The 17,004-nt window shown below is 61.0% G+C and carries 17 protein-coding genes; 4 read left to right on the plus strand and 13 right to left on the minus strand.

The annotated features are described in order from the left end of the window. From OKW44_RS02985 to OKW44_RS03020, 8 genes are all read right to left on the minus strand, one after another. A partial coding sequence (locus OKW44_RS02985; protein ID WP_429409454.1) for a glycosyltransferase occupies positions 1-619 on the minus strand: 619 nt, incomplete at its 3' end. Positions 620-641: 22 nt separating this feature from the next. Beyond that, positions 642-2,210 (minus strand): DHA2 family efflux MFS transporter permease subunit, encoded by a 1,569-nt coding sequence (locus OKW44_RS02990; RefSeq protein ID WP_113062001.1) that lies wholly within the window; start codon positions 2,208-2,210, stop codon positions 642-644. Positions 2,211-2,234: 24 nt separating this feature from the next. Further along, positions 2,235-3,509 (minus strand): glycosyltransferase, encoded by a 1,275-nt coding sequence (locus OKW44_RS02995; RefSeq protein WP_018425560.1) that lies wholly within the window; start codon positions 3,507-3,509, stop codon positions 2,235-2,237. A gap of 17 nt (positions 3,510-3,526) precedes the next feature. Further along, entirely contained in the window at positions 3,527-4,093 is a 567-nt protein-coding gene (locus tag OKW44_RS03000; RefSeq protein ID WP_018425559.1) for a methyltransferase family protein, read from the minus strand. After that, positions 4,090-5,016 carry an alpha/beta fold hydrolase gene (locus OKW44_RS03005; protein WP_084754461.1) on the minus strand — a complete coding sequence of 309 codons (927 nt, stop codon included), beginning with the start codon at positions 5,014-5,016 and terminating at the stop codon, positions 4,090-4,092. Before OKW44_RS03005 ends, OKW44_RS03000 begins: the two co-directional genes overlap by 4 nt. Before the next feature lie 485 nt (positions 5,017-5,501). Continuing rightward, positions 5,502-5,963 carry an SDR family NAD(P)-dependent oxidoreductase gene (locus tag OKW44_RS03010; RefSeq protein ID WP_429409457.1) on the minus strand — a complete coding sequence of 154 codons (462 nt, stop codon included), beginning with the start codon at positions 5,961-5,963 and terminating at the stop codon, positions 5,502-5,504. Between the two features lies 1 nt (position 5,964). After that, complete coding sequence (locus OKW44_RS03015) at positions 5,965-6,306, minus strand: SDR family NAD(P)-dependent oxidoreductase (protein WP_429409459.1); 342 nt, start codon at positions 6,304-6,306, stop codon at positions 5,965-5,967. Positions 6,307-6,435: 129 nt separating this feature from the next. Further along, positions 6,436-7,239, minus strand: a complete 804-nt coding sequence (locus OKW44_RS03020; RefSeq protein ID WP_018425556.1) for an SDR family NAD(P)-dependent oxidoreductase — start codon at positions 7,237-7,239, stop codon at positions 6,436-6,438. Between the two features lie 152 nt (positions 7,240-7,391). Between OKW44_RS03020 and OKW44_RS03025 the strand changes: the two genes are divergently transcribed. The 3 genes from OKW44_RS03025 (at position 7,392) to OKW44_RS03035 (ending at position 10,621) form a co-directional block, all read left to right on the plus strand. After that, a complete protein-coding gene (locus OKW44_RS03025; protein ID WP_239499284.1) occupies positions 7,392-8,639 on the plus strand; it encodes a phosphotransferase in 1,248 nt (415 codons plus the stop codon). 277 nt (positions 8,640-8,916) lie between these two features. After that, positions 8,917-9,702 (plus strand): spirocyclase AveC family protein, encoded by a 786-nt coding sequence (locus OKW44_RS03030; RefSeq protein ID WP_239499283.1) that lies wholly within the window; start codon positions 8,917-8,919, stop codon positions 9,700-9,702. 43 nt (positions 9,703-9,745) lie between these two features. Further along, on the plus strand, positions 9,746-10,621 hold the full coding sequence (locus OKW44_RS03035) for an enoyl-CoA hydratase-related protein (RefSeq protein ID WP_018425553.1): 876 nt from the start codon (positions 9,746-9,748) through the stop codon (positions 10,619-10,621). Between the two features lie 18 nt (positions 10,622-10,639). On the opposite strand, the gene OKW44_RS03040 is transcribed toward OKW44_RS03035, so the two are convergent. From OKW44_RS03040 to OKW44_RS03060, 5 genes are all read right to left on the minus strand, one after another. After that, positions 10,640-12,220 (minus strand): AMP-binding protein, encoded by a 1,581-nt coding sequence (locus OKW44_RS03040; RefSeq protein WP_018425552.1) that lies wholly within the window; start codon positions 12,218-12,220, stop codon positions 10,640-10,642. Beyond that, positions 12,217-13,065, minus strand: coding sequence for an alpha/beta fold hydrolase (locus OKW44_RS03045; RefSeq protein ID WP_026226717.1), 849 nt, complete (start codon positions 13,063-13,065; stop codon positions 12,217-12,219). The genes OKW44_RS03040 and OKW44_RS03045 overlap by 4 nt, the downstream gene beginning before the upstream one ends. Positions 13,066-13,113: 48 nt before the next feature. Then, entirely contained in the window at positions 13,114-14,031 is a 918-nt protein-coding gene (locus OKW44_RS03050) for an NmrA family NAD(P)-binding protein (protein ID WP_018425550.1), read from the minus strand. A 263-nt stretch (positions 14,032-14,294) separates the two neighbouring features. Further along, entirely contained in the window at positions 14,295-15,278 is a 984-nt protein-coding gene (locus OKW44_RS03055; RefSeq protein WP_018425549.1) for a phytanoyl-CoA dioxygenase family protein, read from the minus strand. 39 nt (positions 15,279-15,317) lie between these two features. After that, a complete protein-coding gene (locus tag OKW44_RS03060) occupies positions 15,318-15,746 on the minus strand; it encodes a carboxymuconolactone decarboxylase family protein (RefSeq protein WP_018425548.1) in 429 nt (142 codons plus the stop codon). Positions 15,747-15,975: 229 nt separating this feature from the next. On the opposite strand from OKW44_RS03060, the gene OKW44_RS03065 reads away from it, so the two are divergent. Then, entirely contained in the window at positions 15,976-16,875 is a 900-nt protein-coding gene (locus OKW44_RS03065; protein WP_018425547.1) for a LysR family transcriptional regulator, read from the plus strand. Positions 16,876-17,004 lie beyond the last annotated feature (129 nt).

Below are 17,004 nucleotides of genomic sequence, written 5' to 3' on the forward strand. Positions count from 1 at the left end.
GTGCGCGCAACGAATATTCGGTGTCGACGTGATCGATGAACAGCGCTTCCGCGAACGCACCGAGGCGCTCGTACGCGAGGCGCGAGACCACGCAACCGGAGGACAGCAGAAAGGAGCAGGGCTGCAAGGATGCGTCCGCTTCGAACACCAGCGTGCGGATCGAAAAGCCGTTGCTAACCATCTGCGGCAGGAAGTGCCTGACGTTCTCGTCGTAAATACGCGGTCCGATCGCGAAAGCTCGTGGGCCGAGCGCCTTGCATGACTCGAGCATCAACCGGAAGTAATCGGTGCTCACCTGCGAATCCTGATCCAATAGCGCGACGGCGCCGAGGCCGCGTTCGAACATCCGCGCAAGGCCCCGGTTATAAGCACCGGCAATGCCGCCACGATTCGCGTTGCAGAGATACTCCGCGCCGTGCGCGTTCAGCGCATTGGCCAACGCGCCGGAGGCCGCCGGCGAATTGTCGACGACCAGCAACGGCGTGCCGTGCGCGCAGAGTTCCAGCAGGTGAGTCAGGTGCTCGGAAGTTGGGCGGTACAACACCACCAGCGCACCGAGCAGCGGCACTGCGTAACCGGCGCTGGCCGCAGCGCCGGGAGAGGAGATCGTCTGGCTCATGATCGTCACCCTGTCAGGAGTATTAATGTCCGGCGCGTTGGGCCGATACGCCGCGCCAGGGTTTGGTGGCCCACATCAGCGCCGCGAGCGCGAGGCACACGAGGCTCGCCATGTAAAACAGGTCGTTGGTCGCCATCATGTACGCCTGTTGCTGAACGACATCGCGGATGGCCGCCAATGGGTTGGCGCCGAATCCGAGCGTTTGCAGCGACCGCGTGAAAAGGCCGGTGCCCTCGGATGCCTGCGTGACAGATTGCGCGAGTGTGCCGTAGTGATGTGCCGCGCGGTTGTCCCACCAGGTCACGCTGAGGGCGGTGCCGAGCGCGGCGGACAGCGTGCGCAGGAAGTTCGACAGGCCCGATGCGGCAGCGAGCTTCTCGTTGGGAATGCGCGACAGAATCGCTGCGCTCAGCGGAATGAAAAAGCAAGGCAGGCCGATACCTTGAATAAACGTTGGCGTGACGATTTGCCAGAAAGACATCGTCAGCGTGAAGTGCGCGTCCCATGCCAGCACCGCGAAAAACACGAGAAAGCCGAACGATGTCACGACGCGGGCATCGAACCGGTCCAGAAAAATCCCTATCAGCATGGAAAAGACGAGGGCGAGGATGCCGAGCGGCGCAACGGTCAGTCCGGCCTGAAACGCGGAGTAGCCCATCACGGTTTGCAGCCACAGCGGGAAGATGACGCCGATTACTGAGAAGCTGACCATCCCGAGACAAATGATCGCGACGCCGAAGGAGAAAGTGCGATCGCGAAACAGGTCGAGGTCGATGACGGGAAAAGGTTCAGCCGACTCCCAGATCAACAGGCAAACCAGCGCGAGCGCGGCGATCAACGACAGCGCAACGATCAGCGGCGAGTCGAACCAGCCGTGGTCGCGCCCGAGGTCGAGCACCGCCTGTAGTGCGCCCACGCCGACGACGAGCAGCACGATACCCATCATGTCGATCGGCGGCTGCCGGGCATCCGGACGCTCGCGCGGCAACAGCGCGGCGCAGGCCGCGAAGGCGAACAGGCCGATCGGCAGATTGATGAAGAAGATCCACGGCCAGGAGAATTGATCGATGATCCAGCCGCCGAGCACCGGACCGAAGATCGGCGCGAGCAGCACCGTCATTGCCCAGAGTGCAAGCGCGAGCACCCGCTTTTGCGGCGGAAACGAGCGCAACAGGATGGCCTGCGACAGCGGCACCATCGGACCTGAAAAGAGTCCCTGCATGGCGCGGCATAGAACGAGCAGTTCCAGGTTGCCGGCGATGCCGCATAGCAGCGACGTCAGCGTGAACAGCAGCACGGACCAGACGAAAAGACGCGCTTCGCCGATCCTCTGCGACAGCCATCCCGTCAGCGGAATCGCGATAGCCGCCGCGACCGAATAGGAGCTGATGACCCACGTCGCCTGGGAATTCGACACGGCGAGGCTGCCGGCGATGGACGGCACGGCGACGTTCGTGACCGTCGAGTCGAGCACCTCGATGAAGGTGGCGAGCGAGAGCGCGAAGGTCAGCAACGCGAGCCACGCGCCGCGCAGTGGCGGGGCGTCGCGGCCGCCGACGTCCTGTATGGCCATGCCTCTTGAAGTGCTCATGTGGACGGTATTTCCCGAAGCCGTTCAGGCGACCGAACGGATGCTGAGGCCGCCGCGCTGATCTGCGCAGCGTTCGATGTATCGCGCGGCCGCCTCGCAGGCGTCGGGCGCTGCGTCGATGAGCCGTTTGGCGATCGTGCAACGGGCCGTCACGAGCTTGTCCGTGGTGACGCGCACGAGTGCCGAGGCCTGCGCCTTGCCGCTTGCAGGACTGTCGATGCGAAGGCCGCAGCCGCTTTTCGCGACGCGCTGCGCATTGTCGAACTGGTCGTGCGCGAACGGGGTGACGACCTGTGGAATGCCAGCCGCGAATGCGAGCGCCGCCGTGCCGATGCCGCCGTGATGGACCATGGCCGCGCAGTGCGGCAAGAGCATTCGCAAGGGTACGAAGTCGCGCACCAGCACGTCGCGGCGCGCGAGCGCCCGCGCTGCGGCGGTGCCGGCCAGCACGATCGCGCGGGCACCCGTGCGGCGCACGGCTTCGTCGACGGCGCCCAGATAGGTCCGCTCGTCGATCCGCGAGGAGCCTGGCGTGAACACGACCGGAGGTTCGCCCGAGGCGACGAAGGCGCGCAGTTCGTCGTCGAGGGCGTTGGGCGCTACATCGTTGAAGAGGGGAAAGCCCGCCATGAAATGATTGCGCGGCCAGTCGGGTTGAGCAGGGGCAAACCAGTCCGGGAACAGGCACAGCACGCCGTCGGGCGAGTGCAGCCACTCACCGAGTATGCGGCTCGCGGGCGCAAGCCCAAGGTTTTCCCGGACGTCGTTCAGAGCAGGTCCGCACGCCTTGTCGAGCACGCCTTTTTCGATCATTTCCATGCACTTTGCCCTGACGGGCAGCGGCAGCCACAACGGCACGGTCAGACGCTTGTGCGTGGGAGGAGCGCTCGCGGAAAGCAGCGTCGAAGGCGACACCTGGACCGATACGTAGGGCGTGCCATGAACCTCTTGCATCAGACGCGCGGCGAACGCCCACAACGAGCCGACCAGTATGGTGTCGGGGGTCGCGATCGCGGCGAGCGCATCGAAGTGAGGGCGGATAGTCGGTGCGATGACGGTCCATAGCGTGCGAAACGAGGTCCGCGGATTCCACAGCGCCGGGCTTGCAATCGCCCGCGCATACTCGTCCCACGTACCAATCGGCACGAACGTGAAGCCGTGTTGTGCCGCGAGCGCGGCGAATTGCGGATGCGTGCAGAACACGATCCGATGTCCGCGTTCTGCCAGGGTTCGCGCAATGCCGATGAACGGATGAACGTCGCCTGCCGAGCCGATTGCAGTAATGACGATTTGTGCCATGGTTTGCTTGCGGCTCCTCAATAGAGCCACGGCACGAGGGCCCGTACCTCCTCGCGATAGGTACGGTACGGCGCGCCGAAATACTCGGAGAGCCACTGTTCCTCGACGCGCACCTTGTACGCGAGCGAAGCGAAGATCAGTACGAAGCCGATCACGCCGCGCCATTGTCCGTTGACGAGCGCGGCGCCGGCAATCGCCAGCAGGCAACCTGAGTAGATCGGATGGCGCACGAGCGCGTAAGGACCGCTGCGGACGAGTTCGTGGTCGGCTTTCAGCGTGACCGACACGCTCCAGTTAGGCCCGAGATGGCGACGGCCCCACACCGAGAAAGCGAGACCGGCGACAACGATCGTGAGGCCGATCCATTGCTGCAAATCGAAATGAGCGGCCGCCGGACTCGAGATGGCGACGCCGTCCGGCAACACAATCAGCGCACAGCCGATGATCAGCGGGATCGACTGAAGCGTGCGTGAAAGTCGATCCTCGCGTTTTAGGGTTTTCTTCACACCGGACGATGCTTTCATCCAGTAGGCGACCCAGACGGCCCATGGGCCGAGGACGGCAAGCGTGTGATAGATCGTCATTTTCCGCTCCCGAATTCGACGTTCAGTCCCGAGTGAGCAAACGTTTGCGCTTCTGCCGCGGGCGAGAGCGCGTCGAGCCGTGAACGATCGAACTCCTGGTTGACGCCGAAGAAGCCGAGAATTTCGTCGCGCATCGTGGCGGCCTGTGCCCGCCCTTCGAGTTCAAGGAAATGCCCGGTGTTCGGTGCGGTCGCGAACTGCGCGTGACGGACATAGCGCGCCATGGTGCGAATGTCGTGCGCAGTGGTGTATTCGTCGAGCTCGCCGTTGATGAACTTCACCCTGCAGCGGATGTTCGCCAATTGATCCAGATACGTTTCGGCCCTTAACGCCAGTATCTGCTCGACGTGAAAGGCGACCTGGCGTTGCTCTTCCTTCGGCAGGCTCGTCAGATAGCGGTAATTCAAGAGTTTCAGTATGCGCGGCAGATGTTTGCCCACGGTGTCGTTCAGCAGTTGCGCGGCTTGCAGATTCTCGCCCGCATTGAGCAGGTGCCTCGCCTGCGTCACATAGGCGACCATCGCATCGTTGAGAAACGGTGAGAAGGAGCCGATTACCGCCCGCTCGATAGAAGCAGGCTGCCGCGCCAGCGCGAGCAATGACGCGAGTCCTCCCCAAGACACGGAATACAGGAAGCGGGGCTCGAAGTGTTGAATCAGGTGCAGCAGGATTTCGACTTCGTCCTCTTTCGTCAGGAGGGAACCGGCCCGATTGTGCTGCTTTGATTGCCCCGCATAAGGCAGGTCGAAGCAAATGACGTTATATCGCTCGCCGAGATACTTGATTGTCTGTCCGAACGACGCAGTTGTCGCTAAAGCGCCATTCACCAGTATTACGGTTTTACGACCAACTTCAAAAATATGCGATTCGACTTGTACTTTAAGCGAGTTAGGTAAATGAAAGATACGTTTTTCGATGGACATAGAACCTCCTGCATTTGGAAATGCATGACGAATTGACGTTTAAATGTCGGCGACAATGCGACATACACGACAGGACGCAGTCAGCTAAGCTGCTGAAATCAATCGCATTTAATGGTGGTTCGGCGCAATGTCCGGCGAATTGATGTTGTCTGAACAAATGTGAAAAATCAAGCGCGTTTTCTAATTTTTTATATAAAAAAATCGTGTAAAAAATACTGCTTCATGCTTAATGAATTACTATTTCGCGGAGCGCCGTAAGCACCATTAGCATGGAAATTCACGGCGTCGGAAAAAAGCAAAGCCGGCCGCAGCGCACGCATCGACGCCATTCACGACGCGCGAATGTGTCTGGAAACCAACCCCAGGCTTCTCATCAGCGCAAATGCCGGGATGACGGAAAGCGCGAAGATCACCTGCCGCCCGGTTCGATTCAACGAATAACGGTTGCAGTCAGATTTGCGAAACGGGTAACCGGACGACTAGTCCTAGCTGACCGTGAAGCCGCCGTCCGCGGCGATGATCTGCCCGGTGACATAGCTTGCGGCAGGGCTTGCGAGAAAGAATACGCTCTGTGCAACCTCGATCGGGGCGGCCATTCGTCCCATCGGAATCCGTCCTGCGCCTACGATCGGCCCTCGAATCTTGAACGTCGCGCTGATGTTCTTGCCCCCCTCGCTGGCCATGCCGCCCGGAAGGATTGAATTGACGCGGATTCCGTCGGCCGCGAACTCGCTGGCCAGTGATCGCGTGAGGCTGTCCACGCCGGCCTTCGCGGCGTCGTAATGGGCGTTGACGCCCCACAGCGTGGGTCGCAGTGCGCCAACGGAGGAGATGTTGACGATCGAGCCGCCGCCATTCGCCTTCATGCGCGTGATAGCCTCTCGGCAACACAGGAACGTGCCCCGCAGCGTGACGTCTTGCATCTGGTCCCATTGTTCGACGGACATTTCAAAGAATTCGGCCTTCGAACGGTGCGCCGCGTTGTTTGATCAGAATGTCGACACCGCCAAACTTCGTATCGACGGCTGCGAATAGTGCCTTGACGGATGCTTCGTCGGCCACGTCGACTTTGCATGGCATTGCAATGCCGCCGTCCGCATCGATATCCGACGCTGTTGCGGACGCGGCATCGGGGTTCAAGTCGGCAATCACGACCTTGGCGCCGGCCTCGGCGAGCAGTCGCGCAATCTCGCGACCGAGACCTTGCGCAGAGCCGGTAACAACGGCGGTCTTGCCCGCGAGATTGAACCTCTTCGCGAGGTGCGCGCCGATCTGTGTTTCACTAAACATGGAATGCTCCGTTTTGAGTGTCAATGAAGGTCGCGCTGTTCGGTTCGCTTCAGTCTTGCCGCTGTGGCCCAATCGTTGGTAGTTCATCGGAATTCACCAGACAGTGAAGATGATTGGGTGCGGACGTCTTCAGCTAATCAGAAATCCGCCGTCGAGCGTAATCGATTGGCCCGTCATGTAGCGGCCTGACGGCCCTGCGAGGTACAGCACCGCGGCGGCAATATCGGCGGGATCGCCCCATCCCAGCGGCAGACGTCGCTCCGCATCCGTACCGGGTCCCGTGAGCTTTGCTGTTTTCAGGCGAGCCTGCATATCCGGATGAAACTGAACCTTGCCGGGCACTGCACCGGGAAGCACGCAGTTGACGAGAATCTGGTCGCGGGCATAGTCCAGCGCTGCGGAGCGCACTAATCCCGCTACGCCCGCTCGCGCGGCACCGTAGGCGCCATTGCCATTCAGTACGGCATGCGTGGCTCCCATGGTAGTCACGTTCACGATGCGTCCACCCCGGCCCGCGGCGAGCATGTGCTTGATCGCTTCTCGCATGCAAAAGAACACAGACTTCAGGTCGATCGCCATCACTTCGTCCCAGGCGGCTTCGGAGAACTCCGTAAGCGGCCCGTTATTGGTCATGGCCGCGCAATTGACCACGATGTCCGGGCTACCCCAGGCTGCGCTGACCTGATTGAACAACGCAATCACGGAGGCTTCACGTTCCACGTCTGCCTCGATAGCGATTGCTTCGCCGCCCGCCGAAACGATTTTGTCGACGACCGATTGCATGTGCGCTGCGCTGTGATCGGCGACTACGACCCGTGCGCCAGCCTCGGCCAGCACAGGGGCGATATCGATGCTGGAATTGCATCCCTTGTCAGTCACGACAGCGATTTTTCCGCTGATGCCGTATAGCCGCTCAAGCAAGGATGTGGTCATCGAGTTGTCTCCAGGGGGCCGTGTGTCGTTTTTTGAACGGCAGGAATGAAGCGACTCAGCGCGGTGCTAGCGGGCCTCGTCGAAACGGGTTGAGCGAAAATACGCACATCGTTCTAAAAACGCAACGATAATACCAGCCGGGATTTCCCTCGTTGCGGGTCTTCAGACGTGCCGCGCAACATGCGCGTGGAGAACGTCGGTCCGCCAATGATGATGTCGGCACGAACGCACATACAACCTCACAGGAAGGTGCCAAGATGAATGTTGCGAAAAGAAGCCCCGCCCAGATGGAATCGCAGCGACCGCAGCCAGATACCGGCACGCTTCCTTTGCAGGTTGAGGACATCACCCCTTCGTGGCTGACGTCGGCGCTCGCGCGCAGCCATGAAGGGGTGGCGGTCGAATCACTGGCCATCGACGACGTGATGTACGGCACGGCTACCAAAGTCAGGGTGCATCTTGCTTACAACGCAACAGGGCGCGAGCTTGGCTTGCCGGAGTCTCTGATCGTCAAGGGCGGTTTCGTTCCCGAGTACCGGAACTTGAACGCCTACATATACGAATACGAGGCGAAGTTCTTCAAGGAAGTCCATCCCTGCTTGCGTGCAAATGTGCCTGCCTGCTTCTATGCAGAGACCGAAAGTCGAAGCGGGCAGTCGATCGTGATCCTCGAGGATCTACGTTCACGGGAAGTGGAGTTCTGTCGCGTGCAGCGGACGCTGACGTTTGCGCAGGCGGCGGCAAACCTGGACGCGCAAGCGCGGTGGCACGCGCAGTTCTGGCAATCGCCTGCGCTCGAAAGCGATGGCGAACTGGCGTGGCTCGCGTCGCAAGACCCGCTGCCCGATGGCGAGTCCGGCACCTATCACTGGGGCCAGTTGAAACCCGAGGTGTTCGCCCGCTATACACAGTTGCCGCGCGGGGCCGCCGTGCCAAAGCGGTTTCACGATCGTGACTGGATGGAGCGGGCGCTCCTCGATCTGCGCGCTTTCGACCGCATCGGGCCGATGACGTTTCTCCATGGCGATGTTCACCTCGGAAACCTGTATTTCGACCGCGACGGCACGCCCGGCTTTCTCGACTGGCAGTCATATCGACGCGGACCGTGGGCTCATGACGTCACGTACTTCCTGATATCGGCTCTGGATATCGCGGATCGGCCGAGATGGGAGCGGGCGTTGCTCGAATACTATCTTGAGCGGCTCGCCTTTCACGGCGTCAACAACCCGCCGTCACTTGAAAGCGCGCTAGATGCCTACCGGCGCCACATCGTCTATGGGCTGTTCTTCTGGCTCGTGAATCCGGTGGAGTGGCAGGTCGAAGTCAACAATTGTGCAGTCGCGCCCCGGTTCGCGATGGCGGCACTCGATCACGAGATTCATGATCTCATGGGTCGATAATCCACCAGGCGTTGAGCGACACGCACTTGACGTCGCCGTTTCCGCAGGAGTACAGTTTTGCGATCGACATTCTGAAATGTGAATGCCGGGGGAATAATGTAGGAGGCAAAGCATGTCGGAAATGGTCGCTCGACGCAGCACAACCTGGCCCAGCGTGTATGCGTGGGCAGGACTCGGTGCGCTTTTCGCTTTTGCACAAGTCCGCACCTACGTCGCATGGATTCGTTCGGAGGACTTCCGCCCCGTCGAGTTGGGCGCGGACCCGCTACCGGAATCCGTGAAGGCGACGATCGACCATTACCAGTGGGTCAGCGTGCTGATCCTGATTCCCATAGCGATCTGGTATGTCTACGGAATCGTCAAAAGTCGCCGCATCGATGCGGTGCGTTTGATGATGATCGGTTGGCTCTCGGCATATTGGCTTGATCCGTGGCTGGACTTTCTTCGCCCGATGTTCACCTATAACGCCTATGCGCTGAACTACGGCTGCTGGTGCCGCTTCATTCCATTCTGGCAATCGTCCCATGCTCGCATCGCCGAGCCTATCCTGATCGACGCGCCAAGCTACTTCTATACCTTTACAGGCACCGCCGTAGTGGCGGTGTGGGCGATGCGCGCGGTCCGTAAGCGTTGGCCCCGCGCGGGCAACGTACGACTCGCACTCGCTGGTTTTGCCGCCATCTGGATGACAATGGGCTTGCTCGACATCGCGGCCAGCCGCTTCATGGGCTTCGACGCGTGGCCGGGTGCGTTCCAGAGTGTCTCCTTCTGGGGCGGTCACTACTACCAGTTTCCGGTCTATGAGTTCCTGCTGTTTCCGTCTGCTTTCGTGGCGTCGGCCTTCCTTCTGCTGAACGTCGACGAAGACGGATATACGGCCATCGAGCGAGGTGTCGATCGTGTCGGGTGTCATCCAGCGGTGCGCACGGCGCTTCGGGTGCTGGCTTTCATCGCGTTTTGCAACATACTGAATCTGGCCTACACGAGCGCGATGGGTGTGCACGCGGTGTATGCCGATCCGTGGCCGGCGGATATGCCGAGCTGGCTCGCTAACAACCGTTAGGCGCACAGTGCCCGCCATCGTCGAACGCCATAGCGGATAACCGATGACGCATTGCAAGCCGCATCGCTTCGCCGACGTCGAGTATCGTGTAGAAGACGAGATCGCTATCGTCACGATGAGCCATCCGCCAGTCAACGGATTAGGTCTGGGCATCCGTCGCGGACTCGTTGCCGCGTTTGAAGCGGCCCGGCGCGACGCGCGGGTTCGCGCGATCGTACTCAATGGCAGTGGACGCGGCTTTTCCGCGGGAGGTGATATTCGCGAGTTCGGCACTTCCGCGGCCACAGCTTCGCCAGCGTTGTCGCTGCACGTTCATCCGGTGATCGAGGCGAGCGACAAGCCGGTTGTAGCCGCTATCCACGGGTTTGCCATTGGCGGTGGTCTGGAAACCGCGTTGGTGTGCCACTACCGTGTGGTCGCGGACAATGCGCAGATCGGTCTGCCCGAATGCAAGCTCGGCGTGATCCCTTTGTCCGGCACGCAGCGCTTGCCGCGTGTGCTGGGCTTCGCGAAGTCGATCGAATTCATTCTTGGTGCTCAAATCGTGCGCGCAGGAACCTTCCGGGGCACCGCGTTATTTGACCGGATCGTCGATGGCGATGAGCATGAAATGTCGCGCCTTGCGATCGAGCTTGCGCGTGAGAAGATAGGCGGTACATCGTTGCCATTGATTCGCCGGTTGCCATTGCCTGATGGCGATCCGGTTTCCATTGTCGCTGAAGCGCGCTCACGCCTCGGCTGTAGCGATGCAATAGAAAGCCAGTGTCTGGATGCCATCGCCGCCGCAGCCGAGTCGCCCGATTTCGATGCCGGCATGGCCGCAGCGCGTGCGATCTACGATCGGCTCGTTTCGTCCGATCAGGTATCAATGCAACGAGATCGGTTTTTCAAGTCTCGCCGGGACGGCTCCGCTCGATAAGCACCAGCTGATTTGCTACTACGCGGAAAGTTGCTTGCGCAGATCGCCTTTTCGCACCTTTCCCGAAGGCGTGCGCGGCAACTCTGCGACGATGCAAAGTTGCTCGGGCGTCTTTTGCTTCGCCACGCCCGCGCCGGCAAAGTGGGTCTGGACTGCGATCAGGTCGAGCGACGTGCGTTCGTGCAAGACGACGACCGCACAGACTCTTTCGCCATATCGTGCGTCTGGCTGCGCCACGACGGCGACATCGCGCACGGCCGGATGAGTGGCAAGTACTCGCTCTACTTCGAGCGACGATATATTTTCTCCTCCGCGAATCACGATGTCCTTCTTTCGGTCCGTGATGGTCAGGCAACCGTTTTCGTCGAGACGGCCGATATCGCCGGTCCGGAACCATCCGTCGTGAGTGAACGCGGCCGCATTGAGCGCCGGGTCGGTGTAGCCGACGAACAGCTCCGGTCCTTTGATCAGAATCTCGCCGTCGCGTCCGGCAGGCAGGTCGCTGTCCAACTCGTCGACGACGCGCACCTGCGAGCCGGGCTGAATGCGACCGTCCGTGCAGGCCCGGATATCAAAAGGCGAATCGGCCCAGCCGACACTCACTGTCGAATGCTCGGTCAGCCCGTACGCGCGGGTTCCCGCGAATCCGGCCCGATCGGCCATGGCGACGTGCTCCGGCGTGACACCCGTGCCGCCCAGACCGTAAGAAGCGAGGGACGCCAGGCTGCGCCCGTCGCGGCGGGCGGCTTCGAGGAGCCCCTGGAGATGAAACGGTGTGCCACCCGAGAGGCGCACGCGATACTCGTCGACCAGTCGCGCGGCAAGCGAGGCGTCCCATCGGTCCATGAACACCATCTCGGTGCCTGTAATGAATGGACGCAACAGGAAATTGAAGCCTGCAATATGGCCAGCAGGGAAGGGCGTGAGATACGGCCCAGGCCCGTCGATGAACGGAATCTGCCACTCTGCGCCTACTGTGCGATGAGAGTGCTGCACGCCTTTGGGCGAAGCTGTCGTTCCTGACGTGTACAGCAGCAGGCAAATGTCTTCCGACGTTGGCGGGTCAGCAGGGCGGTGTTCATGCGTTGTCGCGGCGAGTCGTTGCAGTGCGCCGAACGTGATGCCGTTCGAGGGCGCCCGATCGCCAACGACGATAACGCGCTCGAGGTCGGGCGTGTCGCCGAGCGCGGCGACACGCTCAAGGTAGTCGGTTCGGGACCAGAAATCGGGCACGCACAGAACGCGGGCGCGGGATTGTCGAAGGATGAAGCCGACTTCGGCGGGACCGTAGATGTGGACGATCGGCACGAGTACCGCACCGATCTCCAGTGCAGCCAGATACAGAAGCGCAGTTTCGCGCTGTGTGGGAAGCTGTATCGCGATCACGTCGCCTCGACGCAGACCGATGGCTGTGAGTGCCTTGCCAATCTCTTTCGCGTCGTGCAGCAGGGACTCGGTGGTGCAAGTGTAGGCACCGCCCTGGGTATGAAAATGGAGTGGCGTCGCGCCGTGCTTTTCGACGGCGCGCGCGATCAGGGCCGCAAGAGGCAAACCGCCCGACCACGGCGCAGTTTTCGATTCGCGCAGATTGGAATTCATGCTAGCAAGGCTCGCAAGAGACTCACCAGCGCGAGTGGCTGGTCAAGCATCATGTGATGGCCTGCGCGTGGCATCGTGATCGGACCCTTCGCGCCGGGAATCGCAGCTACGATGCGGCGCGCGCGATCGGCGCAGACCACGCTGCTGCACTCGGCGTGAACGTAGCTGACGGGAACCGCGATGCGGGTCAGCAGGTCTTCTTCGCCTTCGACCGGCTGGAGATTCCGCAACTTCGGGTCGAAGCGCCATACCCAGCCGTCGGCGGTTTGACGAAGTGATGTCCGCGCGAGATGCTCGAGCAGCCACGGCTCGCAATCTTGTTCCGGGATGAGTCGAAAGCGACTGAGTGCAGTATGCCAGTCAGGATAGGGACGGGGCGGCGGGCGTCGTTCCACTGCAGGCAGGGTTTCGCCGCGTAGCATGAAATACGAATCGAGCACGACTGCATGCGAGAGACGGTCGGGAAAGGTCGCGCACGCCTGGAGCAGACGCGATCCGCCGAAACTGTGGCCCACCGCGACGCACGGTCCAGAGCCGATTGCATCCGCCACAGCGACGAGGTCGCGCACGAAAACGTCGGCGCTGTATTCCTGCCTGTAGGCGCTCTCGCCCATGCCGCGGAAATCCAGAGCAAAGACGCGAAAGCGATCGGTGAAGAAGGGCGCAATGAAGTCCCACCAGTGCGTGTGCCCGAGAAAACCGTGTGCGAAGACAAGTGGCGGCTTACCGGTGTCTGCGGCGTTCCACGAGACATAATGGACAGTCACCCCGCCGCCTTCGGTGAAGTGAGATCGACGCGGCTGGGCCATGGCGTGGTCGAACCATGAAGGGATACGGTCATTCATTGCGGATTTTCCATTGCCTGAGGCTTGCACACGCGGTCCATCGACCAGCTATGCGAGTACGATGTGCTGTCGATTCGCATCGATCCAGTCCACCATCGGGGTGAGCTTGACACCACGTTTGGAGAGCGAATCGATATCGACGCGGTACCCGACCGCGTTGATCCATTCTTGCGCATTCACCCATCCGGGTGCGAGACCCTTTGCTCGGGCTTCATCCGGTGACACGTGCAAAACGTTGATCTGTGCGCCCAGAACGTTGCCGAGGCGATTCGCCACTTCAGACATCGTGAGTCTTTCCGACGCCAGCGGCACGGTCTCACCGTGCCAGCGTTGCGGATCGTTTAGCGCGCTGCCCGCGAGCGCGCCCACGTCGTCGGCGGCAATCCAGTCGAGTCGTGCGTCGGGTAGCAACGCGCTGAGCAGCAAGCCTTCGCGCAGGTGCGGAAACATCGTGCCCGCTTTTGGCTCAGCGAGATTGTCCATCATGAATGCCGGTTGCAAGACCGTCCACGATTCGAAACCCGCGGCGCGAACGGCCTCTTCCACTTCCCATTTGTCCGTCCAGTATTTTCGGTTCCAACGTTTCTCGCTCCAGCCAGGAAACGTCTCATGATTGCCGGCCTGCGCCACGGAGGTGTGAACGAACTGCGGGACCTCCGCGTTGCGCGCTGCGTTGACGAGCGCAAAACCCTGGCGGCGTTCCCTGTCGCTGCGTTCAAAATCAGGCAGGAGAACGGAGAAGACGGAAACGACGCCCTCCATCGCTTTTGCGAGCAAGTCGCGGTCGTCCAGATCTCCCCGTAGCGCCTGCGCATCCATTTCGACGAGTGCCCGCGCAGCCGGCGAGTCTGGATTTCGTGTCAGGAAGCGTACCTTGCGTCCAGCCGCAAGAAGATGGCGAGCCGCGGCGCCTCCTTGTGCGCCAGTGGCGCCGATGACGAGTACCGCGGCGGATGAATCGATCATGACTTGTCCCGAGGTCGAACGTTAGACGTTGGCCCAGGCGTGTCACGCCTGGGCGGCTCGCGCGATGCCGCTAACCCTGTGACAGCCATTGCAGGCTCGTGGCCTGGTTGCTCACAAGCATTCGTTCCGATATTAGCACGATGTTCACAAAACAGCGAGCAAAGGATGCCAGTGATCGATGCTTCAGAGTTGCCACGCCAGAGAGCAAGGCGAATGGCGCGAGGCGCAAAGACGAAGCTTCGTCTTCGCGCCTGACACGACGATCAATGCTGCGGGCGCAGCGTTTGAACGAGGCCGCCTTCATGTGCAACGATCACCTCGGATCCCGGCTGATAAACCCCGGCAATTTCGTCTCCGCGCAGGCGGTTGCCCTGGAGGCCGCGCAGATAACTCGTGTCGTCGAGTCGCAACACATGTTCACCATGCGCGTCGCGCACGACGATCTGGTCCGATGCGATCGACGTCAGCGTGCCCACATAGGGCAGGCGGGGCTCAAACGGGAAACTTCCGCCGTGCGGCAGGATGCGCGTGTCGAGTGACAGACGAAAACGGTCCGAATGATTGCTGAGACCGGAGTGCGGCGTGCGTCGGCTCATCAACAGGACGTCGCCCACGCGGTAGTTCGTGCGGCGCCATGCGTCTTCTGGCACGCTCGCGAGATCGATGGGAACGATCTTGTCGCCGTCCTTCCTGTGCAGGCACGGAAGCTTATGCAATCCTTCCGCGACGGCCAATCCGCCGACTTGCGCATCGATATCGCTGAGCGGAATCCAGCAGATAATGAAATCGAGGCGGTCGCTGTAGATCGCATCTTCATGAATGAAGTCGAACCGTGTGCGGCTTTTGTCGATAGCGGGCGGCGAGGTGCGGTATTCGGTGAAAGGTACCCAATAAAGCGGTACGCCGAACAGCCGCTGAAAGAATGCACGAACCGCGGGGTCGTCCATCACGGTGCGTGCCGCACGCTGCTCGTTCATCGCCTTCACGGGAAAAAAGCTGAAATTTTCGCGGTCTTTGCCAGTCCATCGCACGTCCCGGTCGTTGCGGTCCACGAAGCCGTTGCTGTCGAGGTGATCAACAAGCAGACCGCGCATGCGCTCCAGCGGCTCGTGGTCGAGAACGTCGCGAAAGAACAGGTAGCCGTCTTCTTTCCAGCGCTCTTGCAACCCGGCGTGATTGCCGAGCAGGTCATTGGAAACGTTGAATTCCCGCATCGTCGGCACGATATCCACGCCTGGTGTGCTCATAAATTGTCTCCTTTGGTCGCGGGGCGCTCTGATGTCGGCTCACAGCAATCCGCGTTCTTCCGAAGTGCGGGTCGTGGTGTCGATGCCAAGTTCCCGCAGTGTCTCCAGAACGGCCGTGGTCGCGGAGGCGACGGCTGGGAACCCGGCATACGGAAGCGCCTGAATGAGCACCCCTTCGAGTTCGCGTGCGCTCAGACCGTTGCGCACGGCAATGCGGACGTGGTTCTTCAGTTCGAGCGTCTGCCGGCTCGCGATGAGAATGCCCAGCGTGACGAGGCTGCGCTGCTTGCGCTCGAGTTTGTCGTCGCCCCAGACATCCGCGAACGCGTAGTTAATGGCAAGGCGTGAAATGTCGGATCCGAAACCGGTGGATTCGCTTGCGGCCTGTAAGCCGGCTGCCTTGTCTTCACCCATGATTTCGCCGAATACCTTTAAACCATAGGCAAGTTTTTCTTCGAGGCTATTCACTTGTGTCTCCTGTTTAACCGCGGCGGCGCGGCTATTGATAGCGGATGCGACTCACCCGAGTCGCCTTGGACGTGGTTCGTATTGTAGAACGACATTCTAAAATGTATGTTGAACGGTGCTGGACGTCAACATAGTGCGCACCCGATATGACCAGGGTTCGTCCGTAGTGCACCGTAACGGGACAAAGGCGATATGCTGGGGACACCCGATATCAAAGCAATATCACGTCATGGAATTGCGGCATCTCAGACACTTCGTTGCGGTTGCGGAGACCCAGCACTTTGGCCGTGCGGCTGCGCGCCTAGGCATGGCGCAGCCGCCGCTCAGCCAGTCGATCATGCGGCTGGAGGAGCAGCTTGGTATCAAGCTGCTCGAGCGTACACCGCGAGGCGTTTCGCTCACAGCCGCCGGAGCCGCGTTGCTCGCGGAAGCGAAGCCACTGATCGCGCAAGCGGAGCTGGCCGAGCGGCGCGTACGGCAAGCAGCCGACGAACTGGCGAGCCTGAGCGTAGCGTTCGTGCCGATGTGTGCACTGCGAATCATGCCGCTAGCCATTCAGGGGCTTCGCAAGCAATGGCCGGGCGTTGACGTCCGGTTGATCGAGCGCGGCAGTGCTTTGACCGTCGCCAGCGTGAAAAACGGCAGCATCGACCTGGGCGTGGTAGTCACCAGCTCGGCGGACGTCTCCGGTTTGGAAAGCGTGGTCATCGAGCGTCTGCGTGTGGTGGCCGCGGTTCCGGCGAAGTGGCCCGTGGCGGCGCAGCCTTCAATTCGTATCGCGGATCTCGCGCGATACCCGCTCATCATGTTCCCTCAGCAGATGTCGCAGCCGCTGTTCGCTGCGTTCGAGACAGCGCGCCGCGAGGCGGGGCTGTCGCCGCGGGTGACCCAGCAAGCGCGCCATCCATACACGATGCTCAACCTCGTGTCTCATGAACTGGGCGTCGGTCTAATGCTGGACTCGGCGCGATACCTGCCCGTGGAGGGTGTCGCCTTCGTCGACATCGAGGATGTTCCGGCTGCAGGCGAAACTGAGGTGTCGCTGGTGTGGTCCGATAGACCTCACAAGCCCTACCACCGTTCTATGCTCGACATCATGCGCGATATCGCGTCGCCGGCGGCGGGGTGATACGCGCTCGCGCTGCTCGACAGCTTCTTCCATGCTGCTCCTTTCGTCATCCGCTTCTCATTCGTCTTGACACTCCAAAGTGGTGTGTTTATCTTTGCGAATGACGTTCAGAAAACAACCCGCTCGCGT

Origin of the sequence: Paraburkholderia lebeckiae (genome assembly GCF_050436325.1) — a bacterium.
Lineage (GTDB): Bacteria > Pseudomonadota > Gammaproteobacteria > Burkholderiales > Burkholderiaceae > Paraburkholderia > Paraburkholderia tuberum.